The sequence below is a fragment of the Clostridium ljungdahlii DSM 13528 genome, assembly GCF_000143685.1.
GTDB lineage: Bacteria > Bacillota > Clostridia > Clostridiales > Clostridiaceae > Clostridium_B > Clostridium_B ljungdahlii.
In genome coordinates, this window is record NC_014328.1 from 3,125,448 (window position 1) to 3,144,185 (window position 18,738).

General features: G+C 34.3%; 14 protein-coding genes and 3 rRNA genes. 4 read left to right on the forward strand and 13 right to left on the reverse strand.

All coding sequences use genetic code 11. The annotated features are described in order from the left end of the window. Positions 1-148 precede the first annotated feature (148 nt). Positions 149-1,045 carry a dihydrodipicolinate synthase family protein gene (locus tag CLJU_RS13940; protein WP_013239467.1) on the forward strand — a complete coding sequence of 299 codons (897 nt, stop codon included), beginning with the start codon at positions 149-151 and terminating at the stop codon, positions 1,043-1,045. A 127-nt stretch (positions 1,046-1,172) separates the two neighbouring features. On the opposite strand, the gene rrf is transcribed toward CLJU_RS13940, so the two are convergent. The 4 genes from rrf to CLJU_RS21740 form a co-directional block, all read right to left on the reverse strand. After that, a 5S ribosomal RNA gene (rrf, locus tag CLJU_RS13945) occupies positions 1,173-1,289 on the reverse strand. A gap of 109 nt (positions 1,290-1,398) precedes the next feature. Next, positions 1,399-4,288 (reverse strand): 23S ribosomal RNA (locus tag CLJU_RS13950). Positions 4,289-4,544: 256 nt separating this feature from the next. Continuing rightward, positions 4,545-6,054: ribosomal RNA gene (locus CLJU_RS13955) — 16S ribosomal RNA — on the reverse strand. The 16S, 23S and 5S rRNA genes sit together here, the layout of an rRNA operon. 581 nt (positions 6,055-6,635) lie before the next feature. After that, positions 6,636-6,809: an aspartyl-phosphate phosphatase Spo0E family protein gene (locus tag CLJU_RS21740; RefSeq protein WP_013239468.1), complete on the reverse strand. Its 174-nt coding sequence runs from the start codon at positions 6,807-6,809 to the stop codon at positions 6,636-6,638. Positions 6,810-7,012: 203 nt separating this feature from the next. Between CLJU_RS21740 and add the strand changes: the two genes are divergently transcribed. After that, positions 7,013-8,038: an adenosine deaminase gene (gene add, locus CLJU_RS13960; protein WP_013239469.1), complete on the forward strand. Its 1,026-nt coding sequence runs from the start codon at positions 7,013-7,015 to the stop codon at positions 8,036-8,038. A gap of 272 nt (positions 8,039-8,310) precedes the next feature. On the opposite strand, the gene CLJU_RS13965 is transcribed toward add, so the two are convergent. From CLJU_RS13965 to CLJU_RS13985, 5 genes are all read right to left on the reverse strand, one after another. Next, positions 8,311-9,054, reverse strand: coding sequence for a GGDEF domain-containing protein (locus CLJU_RS13965; protein WP_013239470.1), 744 nt, complete (start codon positions 9,052-9,054; stop codon positions 8,311-8,313). 22 nt (positions 9,055-9,076) lie between these two features. Next, complete coding sequence (locus CLJU_RS13970; protein ID WP_013239471.1) at positions 9,077-10,918, reverse strand: SpoIIE family protein phosphatase; 1,842 nt, start codon at positions 10,916-10,918, stop codon at positions 9,077-9,079. 3 nt (positions 10,919-10,921) lie between these two features. Continuing rightward, entirely contained in the window at positions 10,922-11,305 is a 384-nt protein-coding gene (locus CLJU_RS13975) for a DUF1987 domain-containing protein (RefSeq protein WP_013239472.1), read from the reverse strand. A gap of 8 nt (positions 11,306-11,313) precedes the next feature. Beyond that, complete coding sequence (locus CLJU_RS13980) at positions 11,314-11,859, reverse strand: SiaB family protein kinase (RefSeq protein ID WP_013239473.1); 546 nt, start codon at positions 11,857-11,859, stop codon at positions 11,314-11,316. Between the two features lie 222 nt (positions 11,860-12,081). Next, positions 12,082-13,254 carry a DUF4317 domain-containing protein gene (locus tag CLJU_RS13985; RefSeq protein ID WP_013239474.1) on the reverse strand — a complete coding sequence of 391 codons (1,173 nt, stop codon included), beginning with the start codon at positions 13,252-13,254 and terminating at the stop codon, positions 12,082-12,084. Between the two features lie 135 nt (positions 13,255-13,389). On the opposite strand from CLJU_RS13985, the gene CLJU_RS13990 reads away from it, so the two are divergent. Further along, positions 13,390-13,731: a HesB-like protein gene (locus tag CLJU_RS13990; protein WP_013239475.1), complete on the forward strand. Its 342-nt coding sequence runs from the start codon at positions 13,390-13,392 to the stop codon at positions 13,729-13,731. Positions 13,732-13,781: 50 nt separating this feature from the next. On the opposite strand, the gene thiI is transcribed toward CLJU_RS13990, so the two are convergent. Both thiI and CLJU_RS14000 read right to left on the reverse strand, forming a co-directional pair. Further along, positions 13,782-14,924 (reverse strand): tRNA uracil 4-sulfurtransferase ThiI, encoded by a 1,143-nt coding sequence (thiI, locus tag CLJU_RS13995; RefSeq protein WP_013239476.1) that lies wholly within the window; start codon positions 14,922-14,924, stop codon positions 13,782-13,784. Further along, a complete protein-coding gene (locus CLJU_RS14000; RefSeq protein ID WP_013239477.1) occupies positions 14,921-16,057 on the reverse strand; it encodes a cysteine desulfurase family protein in 1,137 nt (378 codons plus the stop codon). Before CLJU_RS14000 ends, thiI begins: the two co-directional genes overlap by 4 nt. 329 nt (positions 16,058-16,386) lie before the next feature. Between CLJU_RS14000 and CLJU_RS14005 the strand changes: the two genes are divergently transcribed. Then, positions 16,387-17,106: a polysaccharide deacetylase family protein gene (locus CLJU_RS14005; RefSeq protein WP_013239478.1), complete on the forward strand. Its 720-nt coding sequence runs from the start codon at positions 16,387-16,389 to the stop codon at positions 17,104-17,106. A 39-nt stretch (positions 17,107-17,145) separates the two neighbouring features. Here the strand turns inward: CLJU_RS14005 and CLJU_RS14010 are convergent, their stop codons facing one another. Next, on the reverse strand, positions 17,146-17,766 hold the full coding sequence (locus CLJU_RS14010; protein WP_013239479.1) for an IDEAL domain-containing protein: 621 nt from the start codon (positions 17,764-17,766) through the stop codon (positions 17,146-17,148). 161 nt (positions 17,767-17,927) lie between these two features. Then, a complete protein-coding gene (locus tag CLJU_RS14015; RefSeq protein ID WP_242825679.1) occupies positions 17,928-18,665 on the reverse strand; it encodes a PD-(D/E)XK nuclease family protein in 738 nt (245 codons plus the stop codon). Between the last annotated feature and the right edge of the window lie 73 nt (positions 18,666-18,738).

Here is an 18,738-nt window from a genome sequence, read left to right on the forward strand (position 1 = left end):
TTGAACATTGCTATATACTCCGATAAATACGATAATGATTCTGTAAGGTTATTCATTTAGAATTAATGTTATTATAATTATAATATAAAAAGGTTAATATTTCTAATTTCATAGGAATATTATACTAAAACTTGGGAGGAATTGTATTATGTTAAAAGGTGTTTTTACACCAATGATAACTATTTTTGATGAAAATGGTCAATTTGACAATAAATCAAATAAAGCTATGATTGAAAAATTAATTTCTGATGGAATATATGGAATATGTATATTAGGAACTACAGGTGAATTTTTTAATTTAACTTTTGAAGAAAAAAAACAGTATATAAAATTTGCATTAGAAGTTATAAATGGAAGAGTTAAATTAATAGTTGGCACAGGTAGTACCAATTTAAAAGAAGTTATTGAACTGGGTAAATTTGCAGAAGAAAATAATGCAGATGCAATATTGGTTTTACCTCCATTTTACTTTAAGTTAGATGACAATCATGTTTTTGAATATTTCTCCATTATAGCAGAGAATACAAATTTACCTATGATATTATACAATATTCCTCAAAATACAAAGGTAAATTTATCTCCAGATTTAGTCTTAAAATTAGCTAACAAATATGAAAATATAGCAAATGGCGGCGTAAAAGATACTACTCCAGCCCTAGCTAATGTAAGAAATTTTGTAGAAAAGGTTAAAAGTGTCCATAAAAACTTTGCTGTTTTCTCTGGAATCGATGAATACCTCATACCAAACCTTATAATAGGTGGAAATGGTATTGTAGGAACTCAAACTAATACTCAAGCAAAATTAATGGTCGAGACTTATAAAACCTTTATGAATAAAGATTTTGATAAATTATTATTACTTCAAAAAAGAATAAATAAGATTATGGCTGTACGTGAAATGCCTGGCAGCAACAATATATTGTCTACAAAAACTGCGGCAAGTATAGCACTTAATATGGATTTCAACACTTCTATAAGATACTATGATATAAAGCTTCCTAAAGAAACTAAAGATAGGATCGAAAGAATTGTTAAACAAAAATAATATATTTGTGATTAAAAAAGAAATGAAAGTAGCTTAATCTACTTTCATTTCTTTTTTAATTTTTACTTTTAAGCATATACTTAAATACCCACTGCATAGAATGTTCTATACAATGGGTATCTTACTTACCTGGCAGCGACCTATTCTCCCACAGAGCCTCCCCTGCAGTACCATCGGCACCCTGAAGCTTAACCTTCCTGTTCGGTATGGAAAGGGGTGTTACCTTCACGTCATTACCACCAGATTATCATCGAAAATTGCTATTTCTATCAATTTTCTTTTATATTAATTTTTAAAGAGAACTTTCTGTCCTCTCAAAATTGCACAGTAAACTTTTTTTCTTTCGTTTTTATTTGGTCAAGCCCTCGACCTATTAGTATCAGTCAGCTTAACAGGTTGCCCTGCTTACACCTCTGACCTATCTCCTCGTGTTCTTCGAGGGGTCTTACTAGCTTACGCTATGGGAAATCTTATCTTGAGGTGGGCTTCACACTTAGATGCTTTCAGCGTTTATCCCTTCCCAACTTGGCTACCCAGCTATGCTCCTGGCGGAACAACTGGTTCACCAGCGGTCGGTCCATCCCGGTCCTCTCGTACTAAGGACAGCTCCTCTCAAATTTCCTGCGCCCGCGACGGATAGGGACCGAACTGTCTCACGACGTTCTGAACCCAGCTCGCGTGCCGCTTTAATGGGCGAACAGCCCAACCCTTGGGACCTACTTCAGCCCCAGGATGCGACGAGCCGACATCGAGGTGCCAAACCTCCCCGTCGATGTGAACTCTTGGGGGAGATCAGCCTGTTATCCCCGAGGTAGCTTTTATCCGTTGAGCGATGGCCCTCCCACGAGGTACCACCGGATCACTAAGCCCGACTTTCGTCCCTGCTCCACCTGTTTGTGTCGCAGTCAAGCTCCCTTCTGCCTTTGCACTCTTCGAAGAATTTCTAACCCTTCTGAGGGAACCTTTGTACGCCTCCGTTACTTTTTAGGAGGCGACCGCCCCAGTCAAACTGCCCGCCTAACATTGTCCCGTCTCCAGTTTCATGGAGCCCGGTTAGAATTCCAGTACTATCAGGGTGGTATCCCAACATCGACTCGGTAATGGCTGGCGCCACTACTTCCTAGTCTCCCACCTATCCTGTACAGACAATACCGAAATTCAGTGCTAAACTGCAGTAAAGCTCTACGGGGTCTTTCCGTCCAATCGCGGGTAGCAAGCATCTTCACTTGCACTTCAATTTCGCCGGATTTGTTGTCGAGACAGTGCTCAAATCATTACGCCATTCGTGCGGGTCGGAACTTACCCGACAAGGAATTTCGCTACCTTAGGACCGTTATAGTTACGGCCGCCGTTTACTGGGGCTTAAGTTCTGACCTTCGCTTGCGCTAAGTCTTCCCCTTAACCTTCCAGCACCGGGCAGGCGTCAGCTCCTATACTTCAGCTTTCGCTTTAGCAGAAACCTGTGTTTTTGATAAACAGTTGCTTGAGCCTTTTCTCTGCGGCCACTTGCGTGGCTCCCCTTCTCCCTAAGTTACGGGGTTAATTTGCCTAGTTCCTTAACAACAATTCTTCCGATGGTCTTAGGATTCTCTCCTCACCTACCTGTGTCGGTTTGCGGTACGGGCACATAAAAACTCCATAGAGACTTTTCTCGGCAGCGTGAAATCAGGTACTTCCCCTTGCGGGTTCCCCATAACACCTCATCATTGATATACCGGATTTTCCTGGTATACCTGACTCGATGCTTAGACATACATCCATTTGTATGCACACCTTATCCTCCTGCGTCATCCCTTTTGTCAAACGCTTTTATGCGGTATCGGAATTTCAACCGATTGTCCATCACCTACGCCTTTCGGCCTCGGCTTAGGTCCCGACTTACCCTGGGCGGACGAACCTTCCCCAGGAAACCTTAGGTTTTCGACCAATAAGATTCTCACTTATTTCTCGCTACTTATGCCAGCATTCTCTCTCCTGTACAATCCACCGTTCCTTCCGGTACGACTTCTACTCATACAGGATGCTCCTCTACCACTCTTTCGAGTCCACAGCTTCGGTGGTAAGTTTTAGCCCCGGACATTTTCGGCGCATGATCTCTTGACTAGTGAGCTATTACGCACTCTTTAAATGAGTGGCTGCTTCTGAGCCAACATCCTAGTTGTCTTAGAAATCACACATCCTTTCCCACTTAACTTACACTTTGGGACCTTAGCTGGTGGTCTGGGCTGTTTCCCTTTTGACCACGGATCTTATCATTCGCAGTCTGACTGCCGGAATTCAAGTATATGGCATTCGGAGTTTGATAAGGTTCAGTAACTGTTGTCAGCCCCTACCCCATTCAGTGCTCTACCTCCATTACTCATTTCCGACGCTAGCCCTAAAGCTATTTCGAGGAGAACCAGCTATCTCCGAGTTCGATTGGAATTTCTCCGCTATCCACAGCTCATCCCATGGTTTTTCAACACCAACGTGGTTCGGTCCTCCACGGAATTTTACTTCCGCTTCAACCTGGCCATGGATAGGTCACTCGGTTTCGGGTCTACAACATACAACTTTTCGCCCTTTTCAGACTCGGTTTCCCTCCGGCTCCGTACCTTAAGTACTTAACCTTGCTGCATATCGTAACTCGCTGGCTCGTTCTACAAAAAGCACGCCGTCGTACTTTACGTACTTCGACTGTTTGTGGACACACGGTTTCAGGTTCTATTTCACTCCCCTCCCGGGGTTCTTTTCACCTTTCCCTCACGGTACTCCTTCTCTATCGGTCACCAGGTAGTATTTAGCCTTGGGAGGTGGTCCTCCCTGTTTCCCACAAGGTTTCTCGTGTCTCGTGGTACTCTGGATTAGATCTGACTGCTCTTTGTTTTCATTTACAGGGCTTTTACCTTCTCCGGCGGAGCCTTCCAGCTCTCTTCAATTAACACTTCACAGTTTTTATGACCTATCCGCAACCCCAGGAACAAGTTCCTGGTTTGGGCTCTTTCCCTTTCGCTCGCCGCTACTTAGGAAATCGATGTTTCTTTCTCTTCCTCCGGGTACTTAGATGTTTCAGTTCCCCGGGTTTGCCTCTACAAACCTATGTATTCAGTTTGCAGTACCTAGCGTTGTCTAGGTGGGTTTCCCCATTCGGATATCTCTGGTTCTCTGGCTATTTGCGCCTACCCAGAGCTTTTCGCAGCTTATCGCGTCCTTCTTAGGCTCCTGGTGCCAAGGCATCCTCCATGCGCCCTTTGTAGCTTGACCTTTATTTATATCATTCTAAATGTTTAAAATGATACTAAAGTTTATTCTACAAAGGTTATATTATAACCTTAGCTTTACTTTATTTCTTGTTTACTGTGCAATTTTCAAAGGACAATTTTTCAATTTACATTCCTAACTGCTTGTAAACTGAAGGAAGAATCTATCTGATCCTTCAAAATTAAACAGAGTAGACTTTCTAACTTACTTAAACCATCAATTTATAAGATAGATTATACTCTATCTTTCGACTCCCTAGAAAGGAGGTGATCCAGCCGCAGGTTCTCCTACGGCTACCTTGTTACGACTTCACCCCAATTACTAACCCCACCTTCGGCCGCGTCCTCCTAAGTTAGACTACGGACTTCGGGTGTTGCCAGCTCTCATGGTGTGACGGGCGGTGTGTACAAGGCCCGGGAACGTATTCACCGCGACATTCTGATTCGCGATTACTAGCAACTCCAACTTCATGTAGGCGAGTTTCAGCCTGCAATCCGAACTGGGGGCAGTTTTTGAGGTTTGCTCCACCTTGCGGTCTTGCTTCTCTCTGTACTGCCCATTGTAGCACGTGTGTTGCCCTGGACATAAGGGGCATGATGATTTGACGTCATCCCCACCTTCCTCCGCGTTAACCGCGGCAGTCTTGCTAGAGTGCTCAACTAAATGTTAGCAACTAACAACAGGGGTTGCGCTCGTTGCAGGACTTAACCTAACATCTCACGACACGAGCTGACGACAACCATGCACCACCTGTATCCCTGCCCCGAAGGGTTTCTCTTATCTCTAAGATATTCAGGGTATGTCAAGTCCAGGTAAGGTTCTTCGCGTTGCTTCGAATTAAACCACATGCTCCGCTGCTTGTGCGGGCCCCCGTCAATTCCTTTGAGTTTTAATCTTGCGATCGTACTTCCCAGGCGGAGTACTTATTGTGTTTACTGCGGCACAGAAGGGGTCGATACCTCCTACACCTAGTACTCATCGTTTACGGCGTGGACTACCAGGGTATCTAATCCTGTTTGCTACCCACGCTTTCGTGCCTCAGCGTCAGTTACGGTCCAGAGAATCGCCTTCGCCACTGGTGTTCTTCCTAATCTCTACGCATTTCACCGCTACACTAGGAATTCCATTCTCCTCTCCCGCACTCTAGATATCCAGTTTGAAATGCAGTGCCCGGGTTAAGCCCGGGTATTTCACATCTCACTTAAATATCCGCCTACGCACTCTTTACGCCCAGTAATTCCGGACAACGCTCGCCACCTACGTATTACCGCGGCTGCTGGCACGTAGTTAGCCGTGGCTTCCTCCTTGGGTACCGTCATTATCGTCCCCAAAGACAGAGCTTTACAATCCGAAAACCTTCTTCACTCACGCGGCGTTGCTGCATCAGGCTTTCGCCCATTGTGCAATATTCCCCACTGCTGCCTCCCGTAGGAGTCTGGACCGTCTCTCAGTTCCAATGTGGCCGATCACCCTCTCAGGTCGGCTACGCATCGTCGCCTTGGTAGGCCGTTACCCTACCAACTAGCTAATGCGCCGCGGGTCCATCTCAAAGCGGATTACTCCTTTAAATCAGTCTCCATGTGAAAACTGATTATTATGCGGTATTAATCTCCCTTTCGGGAGGCTATCCCCCTCTTTGAGGTAGGTTACCCACGTGTTACTCACCCGTCCGCCGCTAATCCACTCCCGAAGGAGCTTCATCGCTCGACTTGCATGTGTTAAGCACGCCGCCAGCGTTCGTCCTGAGCCAGGATCAAACTCTTAATTTAAAAGTTTATATGGCTCTGTTGAAAATCAATACTAACCTCGCATTTCTGCGTCAAACCTTTCGCTGTGGTGCTCATTTACTTAAGTAAACTCCGCTCCTCACTCAAGGCTTTCCTTGAACTACTCGTTATTATTGATTTTAATATATTACATTTCAGCTTGTTAGCAAAATATAATACATTATTCTTACGAAATTACTTTTTTAGCTGCTCTCGCAGCTCAAAAGAATTGCTGGTTTATTCTAAATAAGTTGTACTTATATCTTCCTCTGTTTAATTTTCAAGGATCATTTTGCCGTCTCACTTCGACAGCTTTTATAGTTTATCACGTCTTTTTTATCTTGTCAACATTATTTAAAAATTAATTTTTATAAATTCATTTTTAAATAATTGAACCTTGCTGTCATGTTCCAACGGAACAAAAACTATTATATCATATAAAGTAATAAATACAGAACATCTACTCTTCACTTAAATAAGTTATCTAACTTTTTCATCCGTTTTTAATACATTTCTACAAATATCATGTTCAGATACACCTGGATAAGTTTTTAGTAACATAATATGAAAAATTTGTTCAGCCCCTAAGAAATTAGAGATGATCTCATATTTTCTCTACAATTATTCATATTTCTATAATGTAAATAAATCAACTTGTCCAATTCCTGACTTAGCCTTAATACTTCTCCCCTACACAAATCATTACTTAAAATAACTAATTCATTTAATTCTTTTCTAATTTTTTCCATTTGTTCCATAATTCTACCATCCTCATAAAAATTTTTAACAACATTTTTTATTGTATTACTTTTTTTAATAAATTACAATACTTGTTAAAAATATATTTTTATATAAATTACTATAAAATATGGTACTTATATTGAAAAATTTTATTAATAATGGTATTATAATATAAAATTTCCACAAATATTCCAGTAAAATGGAAAATAGGAGGACACTCATGAACTTAAATAAACTTATTAAACTTATTCCAAAAACAGATCTCCATTGTCATTTAGATGGCAGTATACGACCTGAAACCATTTTGGATATTGCAAAAAAAGAACATATTTCTACTATAAATGATGATTTAAGTAGCTTTCAGAAAGAAGTTAAAGTATTAGGAAAATGTAATTCCTTAAAAGAATATTTGAATAAGTTCTATCTACCTATAAAAATAATGCAGAAAAAAGAATATATATATAGAGTTACTCTAGAATTATTAGAAGATGCGTTAAAAGAAAATATAAAGTATATTGAAATAAGGTTTGCTCCTTTAAACCATTTAGATGGTGGATTAACTTTAGATGAAGTTATAGAAACTGTGCTTTCTGCTATGGATTATGGAAGAAGTAACCTAAACATCATGTCAAATTTAATTATATGTGCTTTAAGACATGAACCTGTAGAAAAAGCCCTAAAACTTATCCATTCAGCCAAAAAATATGCAGGTAAAGGAGTAGTTGCTCTGGATTTAGCAGGAAATGAAGCAGACTTCCCACCTGAAATACACAAAAAGCCTTTTGATTTAGCTAAGGACTATAATATTCACCGTACGGTACATGCTGGTGAAACGGGTATAGTAGAAAATATAATGAAATCTATAAAATTATTGCATGCTGAAAGAATAGGCCATGGAACTTATGCCTATAAAGATAAAAATACCCTCGTATATCTGGCAAAAAATAAAATTCCATTAGAAATGTGTATAACTAGTAATGTAAATACTTCTGCTGTAAATTCTTACGAAGAACATCCTATAAAAAAATACTTGGACTATGGACTTGCTGTAACAGTAAATACAGATAATACAACTGTATCAAATACTACTATAACTAAGGAACTCGAATGTCTCGTAAAATATCAAAATTTTGATATTGAAGATATTAAAAAAGTTACGGAAAACGGAATAAACTTTTCGTTTGCCAGCGCAGAGGATAAATTAAAATTACATGCTGAATATTCCTCATTTATAAATAACCTATAGAGTCTCTAATCAAAAAAATCAACTTATACATAAAATGTAATGACAAAATTGAAAGCACATTTGAAAACTTTTCAATAAATTTTAGCGAGGTATTTTAGAAAATATTAGGAACTTAGATATGTTTGAAGTATGAGTTTAGCTAAGCTTCTTAGATTTTCAAAATGCCGAGCTTTAGACTTATTAAAGTTTTTAACGTGATGAAATTTGTCATTACATGATTCGTATAAGTTAACTTTCAAGCTAGAAACCCCATATGGATCTCAATTTTAAGTTTAGCCTAATTTCTTACATTTTTGTTTATTTTCATACATTTTTGCATCTGCCCTTTGTATAATTTCATCAATACTTAAACTATTACCATAATCCACTTGGAATATCCCATAACTAAATGAAACAGAATAAGGCTTCAGCTTCTTTTCATTTTCTGAATTTATGTCAAAATTAATTCTTTCTATAGCTTTTTCTACATTTTCCTTTTTGCTATTTGAAAAAATAATTAAAAATTCATCTCCTCCTAATCTACATAAAATATCATTACTTCTTATAACTTTTTTTATAAATCTACAAACCATTACTAGAAGTTCATCGCCTTCGAAGTGTCCAAAATTATCATTTACATATTTCAATCCATTTACATCTATATAACATATAGAAAAGAAACTCTTATTTCTCTTTATAGCATTCAATTCAGTATCTAAAAATGCTAATCCCATACCTCTATTATAGCATCCTGTAAGTGAATCTATAGCTGCAAAATATTTTAGTTTTTCTTCTGCTCTTATTCTATCTTCAATTTCCTTTTTCAAATCACCTTGAATTCTATGAAGGTATTCTTGTTGACCATCACTAATTTTTATTATCTTTTCCACATCTCTTATGAGTTTATCAAACTGTTCAGTAAGAATAGTAAAACTTTTCAATAAAGTTTTTTTATCACACTTTTCACCTTTAATTAATTCTCGAGCTTCTTTAATCAATGCTTTTTCAGCTTCGAAAAAATCAGAATCACCTGGCATTACTTTCCCCCCACATCTATAGTTATTTTAATTTAAATGCAAAAACAGTAATATCATCTCTCTGTTCCTTGTTTCCCATGTAATTCTGCAATACTGTTTCAAATTCAATTTTCATTGAACCCAAATCTTGAGCTTCACATTTTTGTATCATATTATACAAACGTTTCTTTCCAAAAGGATAGTTTTTTGATCCTCCATTTTGGTGGATAAAACCATCTGTACTAACAATAAGTATATCTCCTTCCTCAGCTGATATAACTTCACTGCATAGAGATTGATTTAATTCTATATAATCATATCCAACTCCTCTAGTTTGAGGTTTCACAATTTTTACTTCTTTACCACGCTTAATATATAAATCCAAATTAGCACCACAATACATCACATTAGATTTTTTATCTATACAAAATAATGCTATATCCAGCCCATCATCTATACTTTGAGGATTAGAACTTTTATTTAAAGTTTCCTTAAGCCTTACATGAAGTTCTTTTAAAATTGTACTAGGATCATCACTATTTATAGTAGTTACTATATCATGTAATATTGCATTTACAGTCATAGTCATAAGTGCACCTGGAACACCATGGCCTGTACAATCCCCTACTGCTAATATAATCATATCTTTAATTTCTCTTAGCCAGAAAAAGTCTCCTCCAACTATATCCCTAGGTTTCCAAATCACAAAACTATCCATAAAAACTTTTTTCATTTCCTTATCTAAAGGCAAGATAGACTCCTGCAGTCTTTTAGCATATTCAATGCTATCTTTTATTTTTTCGTTAGACTCCTGAAGCTCTCGGGTCCTCACACTGACCTTATTTTCAAGTTCCTCATTAATCATCATAGCCTGTTTATATGGATTGGCGATTTTTTTAGAAATAAAGTAATATAAAAGCATAAAAAATAACAAAACTAAGATTACAGTTATTACAGTATTAATTTTTAGCGAGTTAATAAGAGAAATGCTTTCTTTTCTCGGAATTTCATAAAATAGAGTCCAATCAGTTGAGTTTAACTTACAGTAAGCATAGTCCATAATTTCATCATTAGAATCATAATATTGTGCTACTTTAACATTTAGAGGTCGATTTTGAATCTGCTTAACAACATCTTTTGGTAAAAACTCTTCAACTTTTTTTCCTACATCTTCTCTTTTATCAGACAGTTTAATTACACCTTTTTCATCTACCATCCAAAGGTTGCTTTTTTTACCTACTTTAAATTCTTTAAATTCCTTTGTTATGTTGTTGAGACTTAAAGCAACACCTGTTATACCAACAGGGTTTTCTACACTTCCCATAATTGTATTTACAAAAAGAAAAGTATCATCCATTACACGATCATAATTTACATTAAAACTCATTTGCTTTTTAGATTTAAGAGTTTCAAAAAACCATCTGTCCTCAGGATTGTTTTCCGATAACACTATAAAATTTTTATCGTTTTTATTTAAACTTTGCCTAAAATAATAATTTTTTGTTTTTACTCCTGCTATAAAAAAATAATTGTAATCATAGGAAGTTGCAATACTTTCCAAATTACTTAGAACCAATTTTCCAACCTTTTGATCCTTTTCTTCTCCATTTACCCACTCTACATTCAAGGGATCTCTTGCAAAAATATAAGAAGTTTCAACAGCTCTGCTAATACGTCCATCTATCTTAGATGCCATTGATTTTACCATAAAAACAATATCTTGAGACTTAGCTTTAGCTATAAGAGAATTTTTTATATTTATATATCCTAAAAAGGCTGTAGCAATTACTGCAAAAGATATAATTATACCAGATATAAAAATTATTCTAAAAATATTTTTTATATAAGATCGGCTAAATTCTTTAGGTGACTCTTTTTTCTTCATTTCTTATTCCTCATCATTAATTGCAATAAAGTTAAAAGGAATATCTATATCCATTTTAAAGTCTTGTCCCATGTCATAATCAAAACCATTATCTTCATCATAATACCAGTTTGTAATAATTTCTTTTCCATTTTTATAATTAGTATTGAGCTTATCAAACAATATAATTAAGCACTTTATACTGCTAGTATTGATATATGAAAGCTGAAAATTTACAGTTAACTTTTGAAAATTAATAAAATATTCATCTATTAATTTATAAATGGGTTCATAAAAGCTATAGGCATTCTCTGGATAAGACTCTCCTTTGAAAATCAGTTCATTATATTCTGGACTAAACTCTACATAGGGAGTACTTTTGGTACTTTCAACCATAAAATTATTCATTTTTCACCTCATACCGTAACAGTTAATGTGTAATAAGAGTAACTGTCATCTATTCTCTCAAAGTTATATTCAACTTTTTTAGTGGCTTTTCTTGCAATTTGAATCAAACCAAGCCCGCACCTTCCCCTATTCATATCGACTTCTCTTCTTGATACTTCTCTAAAATAATTAGTAAGCTCTTCATCATTCATAGATATTATTTTATCTAGCTTTTCTTTCAAACTTGAAATATCTGTGTTTAATATAGTATTACCTGAGTTTACACAATATCCTGAATCAGTTTTTGAAATAGCTATTACACCAGATCCAACTATAGCCAAAAAATCTTCTGTATTTTCTTTTGATACTTCATATTGTTTAATATTTTGTGTTTGTTCAACAAAAGTAAAAAAAGCCGAGCTAATCTTCCTCTTTTTAGCTTGCTGAAGCTGCATTCTCTGTTTTAGAGCTATTCCAAGTTCTTCTATTAGTCCTTGAGAAAATGTTCCTGAAAATATAAATTCAATATTTGATTGTTTTAACTTTTTCTGAAGCATGTATATTGCATTTTCCAATACGCCCACTCCCCTTAATTAATAATTTAAATTGCTTACCCTATAGCCTTAAATCTACACTATTCTTTAATGACTTAATTTCTAAGTAATATTTTCTTTACGGAAAATCAAATCAGAAAAATTTTTTAATTTATTATATCATACTTTGTCATAAACCTATATAAGTATTTCTCATAATACTATGGTTCTTTAAGCACTTAAATGTAGACCAAATACTAAAACTTATATATAATCTTCCATTTTTTCAGTTTCAAGTTTAAGACCATTTACCACCATATCATCTTTTAATTCTATGAGTAGGCACTTTCTACCACTTTTATTTACTACCTGTTTTACACTTCCTAAGTCGTGAGGATTTATAGTTATACTTGTATCTTCATTTTCTATCTTTATAGATTTACTTTTAAAATCAGGAATTATATTTCTAACTTTAAATTCATAGTCTCCCCCACATACTTCCTCAAATGCGCTTTTTACAACTTGTGGATTTTCTATACCGCTTTCTCCAAGCACTTCCGTCACTTGTTTCATATCTAAAGTAGTTTCTTCCTCATCCTCTTCTTCTTCACTTAGTTTTTCATTCATTTTTTCATATATTTCCTGCATGGTATCGGAATTTATTTTGCCTCCTGCTGCCGTACCTAATATAGCATTAAAACTTTCTTTTTCTTCTACCGCTGTAGGCTTTATAGTACAATTTAATACTTTTTGTACAAAAGCACTGTTTATTTGTTTTGCCTTTTGAGAATAATATATAACTTTATTTACATCTACATACTGGGAAGAAAAACTTGGAAACATAAATCCATCTAGCGGTGAATTTAAATTTATAACCATATCCAGTGCAGAATTTGGTTTAAATCTCATTTCAGCATAATCAAATTTTAGTACCTTTTTGGGAATCTCCACCTTATTTACACTACACAATATAAATTCTATAGCATGTACATATTCCTCTGGAGAATCCTCGTTTCCCTTTTTCTTATCTGCATTATAATATTCTGCTTTTATAAAATTTATAACTACATCTGTATCATAAGTGTAATTTTTAGAAACTTTATCTACTATTTTATCTCCAAATTCAGCTATACTTTGTCCAGAATTTAGCGCTTGATATAATATATTTTGAGTGTGCTCACCATCTTCATCGCCGCTGCTTTCTTTAAAGTCCAACTCAAATATTTTAGAATCCAGAGTTCCCGTAAGCACTTTTTTAAAGTTATTCAAATACAACTCTCTTTTTTCCACTTCCATCATCTCAAAATGTTCCAGTTCCCTAGTTATTATTTCTCCATTATCCTTTTTTAAATACACACTGTATACCTCTTTAATAGGAAGTACATAACTTCCTAGTTTAAACTCTTTCCTTATACTTGCCAAATCCTTTTTATTCATACTTATCTCTCCAATTCATTAAAAATTCACTTTGAATTATTACAAGTTATATTTTATCACAATTTTTAATGGTATAAATTTAAGATTTTTGATACAATGAGTATACAAAATATAATTTTAAGAGAGGTTTTTTATATGGATTTTTTAAAAATAAGTGATATAGCCTACCAGGAATTCAAAAAATTTTTAGATGAGAATAACGCAACTTCTGGTGCAATAAGAATATATTTGGCTGGCATGACCTGCCATGGACCATCTTTTAACATATCTGTAGATGAAAAAAAAGATCATGATTTGATTCAAAAAGTAAAAGACATAACTTTTATCGTAGATAGTGATCTGTTTGTACAATTTAGCGGTTTTATATTGCTGTGTGGAAGTGAAAATGGACTTGGAGGATTTACTTTAGAGCCTGTATTCAAGCCCCAGACTTCTAATTGCAGCAGCTGTGACAGCTGTCATGGATGCGAAGAATAATTAAAAAAGGAGGTACAGCCACTACAATAGGTAAAGCTGTCCTCCTTTTTTTAATTGAAAAGTTCCGTATTTTTAACTGCTTCTTCTACCAAGCTTTCTATATCCAAAACACTTTCAGCCTTTCTTATTTCGGAAACTCTAGGCCTAGTTTTAGGATGCTTTGGCACAAATATAGTGCAGCAATCTTCATAAGGAAGTATTGAAGTTTCATAAGTACCAATTTTTCTTGCTTCATCCATTATGTCTACTTTATCCATGGCAATAAGAGGCCTGAAGACTGGTCTATCTGCTACGTCGTTGCTTACAATTAACCCTTCCATGGTTTGACTTGCCACCTGACCAACACTTTCACCTGTAGTTACCGAATCAACATTGTATTTCTCCGCTAACTTGCAAGCTACTCTCATCATGAATCGTCTCATTATTATAGTTAGTTCGTCTTCCCTGCAATTTTTAATTATCTGCATTTGTATTTCTGTAAAAGGTGCTACATAAAGATTTATGCTTCCTGTATACCCCTTTAATATTCTAGCTAATTCCTTAACTTTTTCCTTAGCTCTTTCACTAGTATAAGGATGGCTGTGGAAGTATACACAATTTAATCTGACTCCCCTTCTAGCCATCATATATCCGGCTACCGGGGAATCTATTCCTCCTGAAAGCATAAGCATTGTGCTTCCATTTGTTCCATAAGGCATTCCACCTATGGCTTTTATCCTTTTCGAATATACATAAGCACTATCTCTTATCTCTATATTTACAAAAAAATCTGGTTTTCTTACATCTACTGTTAAATTTTCATCATTTTTTAAAATATGAGCTCCAACTTCCCTACTTACCTCCATAGAATTAAGGGGGAATTTCTTATTTGCCCTCTTAGTCACTACTTTAAAAGTAGTTCCTGAATTTTGCTGTATACTTTTAAGGCATTGTTCCTTTATACTATCCATATCTGGTTCTACTTCATCTACTATACAAATTTCAGCTATTCCAAATACCTTTTTTAATTTTGCAATAGCTTCATCCATATCATCACAGCCTATAAACCATCTTCCCTCATCTACCACAAAATCGTATTTGGTTTCTCCAAGAACATTTTTTATATTATCCTTTAACTTCTTCTCAAATTTGCCTTTATTTAATCCCTTTAAAAATATTTCTGAAGCATATTTTAAAAGTAGCAATTTTCTCATTTACCCACACTCCTTAAAAATTTTAAAGATTCGTTCAATACATTTAAGGTATAATCAACTTCATCTTTTGAATTATCTTCATCAAAACTAAATCTTATAGTTCCTTTGGTTTCTTCCTTCTTCAATCCCAGAGCTTTAAGCACATGACTATCTTCATTATTTTTAGCAGAACATGCAGACCCTGTAGATACATATATACCTTTTTCCTCCAACAAGTGTAGTAATACTTCTCCTCTTACACCTATAAAAGATACACTTAATACATAAGGTGAATAGTCACTTCCATCACTATTTATTTTAATATTGGATATAGCTTTAAGTTTTTCTATAAAATAATTTTTTACACATGTTACTTTACTAAAACTTTCTTTTCTATTTTTGTACACTTTCTCCGCCGCTTCTGCAAATCCAACAACAGCTGCTAAATTTTCAGTGCCCGATCTAAACCCTTTTTCCTGTCCCCCTCCATATATAAGCGGTTCAGGTCTAAGACCTTTTTTTACATAGGCAATACCTATTCCTCTTGGTCCATGTATTTTGTGTCCACTTGCAGATAACAAATCTATATTGCATTTTTTAACATCAATATCATACTTTCCATAGGCTTGAACTGCATCTACATGGAACTTTACTCCACTATTTTTTTCTTTTATAATCTTTCCTATAGTTTCTATGTCCTGTACCGTTCCAATTTCATTATTAGTGTGCATTATACTTACTATTCTAGTTTCTTTATTAATGCTTCTTTTAAGTTCTTCAAGATCTATTTTCCCACTATCATCTACATCTAAATAAATAACCTTTATTCCTTCTCTTTCAAGAGCTTTACAGGTATTTAAGACACTGGGGTGTTCTATCTTTGTAGTTATAATTTGCTGCCCAGGTTTTATAAAACCCCTTATTAAAAAGTTATTGCTTTCACTGCCACCGGAAGTAAATATTATTTCATCTCTACTACAATTTAAGGTATGTGCCACTATATCTCTACTTTCATTCATCTTTAACTCTGCTTTCAATCCTAGAGAATAAGAAGAAGAGGGATTTCCATAATAATTTTTCATAGTTTCTGCCATTGAATTTATTATTTCATCATAAGGTCTAGTTGTTGCACTGTTGTCAAAATAAACTTCCACTATCTTTCACCTCGTATACATAAAAATAATTAAAATATCATAAAAAGCCAATATAACATATATTATCACACTTATATGCTATAGACAAAATCTATTTTTACAATTTTCCTGTTATAAACTTATCAAGTGATTCTTAGGTTCAGATGGAGTTTGCTTATAAGAATAACTTTCTCAAGCTAAACCTTAGAAGAACTTATCCAGGCGCGTAGCAGTGCTTATCACCCATTTTGATAAAAATGGGTGTATTAGCACTGACAGCGATCGGATAAAAAAATTTATAAGAGCACATACTATTATAGATAAAAACTAGGAATAGAAGGGACATTTTAATGAAAGTTAAATATTTTTTATTAACCATATTCTATATTTTATGTATAAGCTTAAATTCTACAGTTTTTGCATCTTCACCAAACACCTCAAAAGAAATTTCCTGCAATAAAACAATATATCTTACTTTCGATGATGGGCCAAGTACAGAAGTTACACCAAAAATACTTGATATTTTAAAAGAAGAAAACGTAAAGGCCACTTTTTTCCTAATAGGCTGTAAAATTCAAGGAAGAGAGGATATAGTAAAAAGAATATTCAACGAAGGTAACAGTATAGGTCTCCATACATATACTCATAAATCAAGTAAAATATATTCAAATTCTGATTCTTTTATCGATGAAATGAATAAAACCGGCATCGAAGTTGAAAAAGTAGTAGGATTTGCACCTAAAATAATAAGATTTCCCACAGGAAGTAATGGCCACTTAACCAATTCACTTCTTGAAAAACTTCATTCTTCAGGCTATAAGATATATGATTGGAATTTGTCTTTGTCCGATGGCATTGACTACAATACATCAGTTGACAAGTTATACAGGGAAGGTACTGGAAAGTGTGTCAATCCAAATAAAATATTTTTACTTGCTCATTGTGACGGTCAAAATAAAAACACCTGTGTGGTACTCTCTAAAATAATAAAACACTACAAAGAATTGGGATATGAATTCAAAGCAATTACAGAAAACACCCCTGAATATCACTTTAGAGTGAAGAGATAGTGAATTATACATTAAAAAAAGCTGCCAGGAAGTCAACTATTAGTTAACTTTCCAGCAACTTTTTTTCAACTTGTTACACAACGAGTAAAATAATTTTTTATTATTGCTGTCCAAAGCTTCATCTATCAAAATATACAAAATTTCAGTATACAATTTTCTTTTATCCAGACTAGTTATAGGGTTCATAGTAGGATTTTTATAAAGATCAAAAGAGTTGTCCAAATTTTCCCTGTGGACTTTCTTTAAAATCCATATATAATATGCTAGTTCTTCTTTTGATATGGTAAAAAACAATCTATTACAGTTATTTGTTGAAGATATCTTTATCATATCACTCTGCAAGTAAGTCAATTCCATTTCTCCAAAATTGCGTACTTTAAACTTACTGCTTTTAAAACTAGAACTTTTAAATTCACTTAAAAATTCTATATACCTTAAAAAATCTTTTTCTCCAAGTTTAAAATCATTTAGTACAGTATTAAAGCCGCACCTTTTTTGGAAAGAAATTTTATAATTGCTGCATCCTCCTGCATTGCTCACATTAGAAATAAAAATGCTATCTACAAATTTGTCCATTGCACGTTTTGGTATTAGCTTTATTCCATATTCAAAGTCCCCGTTTTTATGCTCCTTCAAAACAACAAAGTTACTTATATCCATAATTTTATCCCCTTTTTCGTAATATACCTGATTTATTATACATGAAAAAGGTGATTTTTTATGTTTATACGCAATATTGTGAAATTTCACAATATAGTACTCAAAACCCTACTTATAAGCCCATTATCCATAATAAATATATTTATTTCCATATATTACGATTAATAAATTTTTTGATTATTGCAAAGATAATTAAACTCACAAAACTTACAATGAGATGAGTAAAGTTTGGTATTAACACTATAAAAATCATAGGAGTTTATATTTTTTATTATTTTACTCAAGTACTTTTCATTTTCAATATGAGCCTTTTTGCTATACCCTATAGTTATAATATTATTTTCATATTGAGGCTGCCAAAAGTTCATTGTTATATCTTCCAGTTTACATTCAAAGCCAAACATATTTTCAACATTTTCAGCTAATACATACATATATACTAAAGTTTGAACTCTTTTTTTCATCTCCTCTATAGATAATTTTCTATTTTCCGTCTTCCAATCCCATATTTGAATTTTTTTATCTGGTGTTACTAGTATCAAATCATACTTTGCCTGAAGTCTCATGACATCTTTTGTCATCTTCACTTCATACTCTACTAAATAATCATTTTTTCTGTCTATTTTAAATGTGTCCTTTAAAGAATTTACTTTTTTTATTAAATCATCATTATTTAGTTTTCCTAAAGGAATCCCTGCAAAATACCTTTCACATATTAAATGAAAATCCAGACCCTGCTTTATATTCTCATAATAATTTTCTTCTATGGAACCTTCCCTCTTCCAAGACAAGTTTTCCAAATACTTTAGCCTAAACTTAAGAGGACATTTTATAAATGCATTTATAGAATTTTGACTGTAATAAAAATATTCCAATTTCCTTATATCCAAAACTTTCACCACTTATACATTCTAAATTTTATCCGATGACTACCTGCTCTAATACTCCACGCACTCTGTGAAAGCGACTATC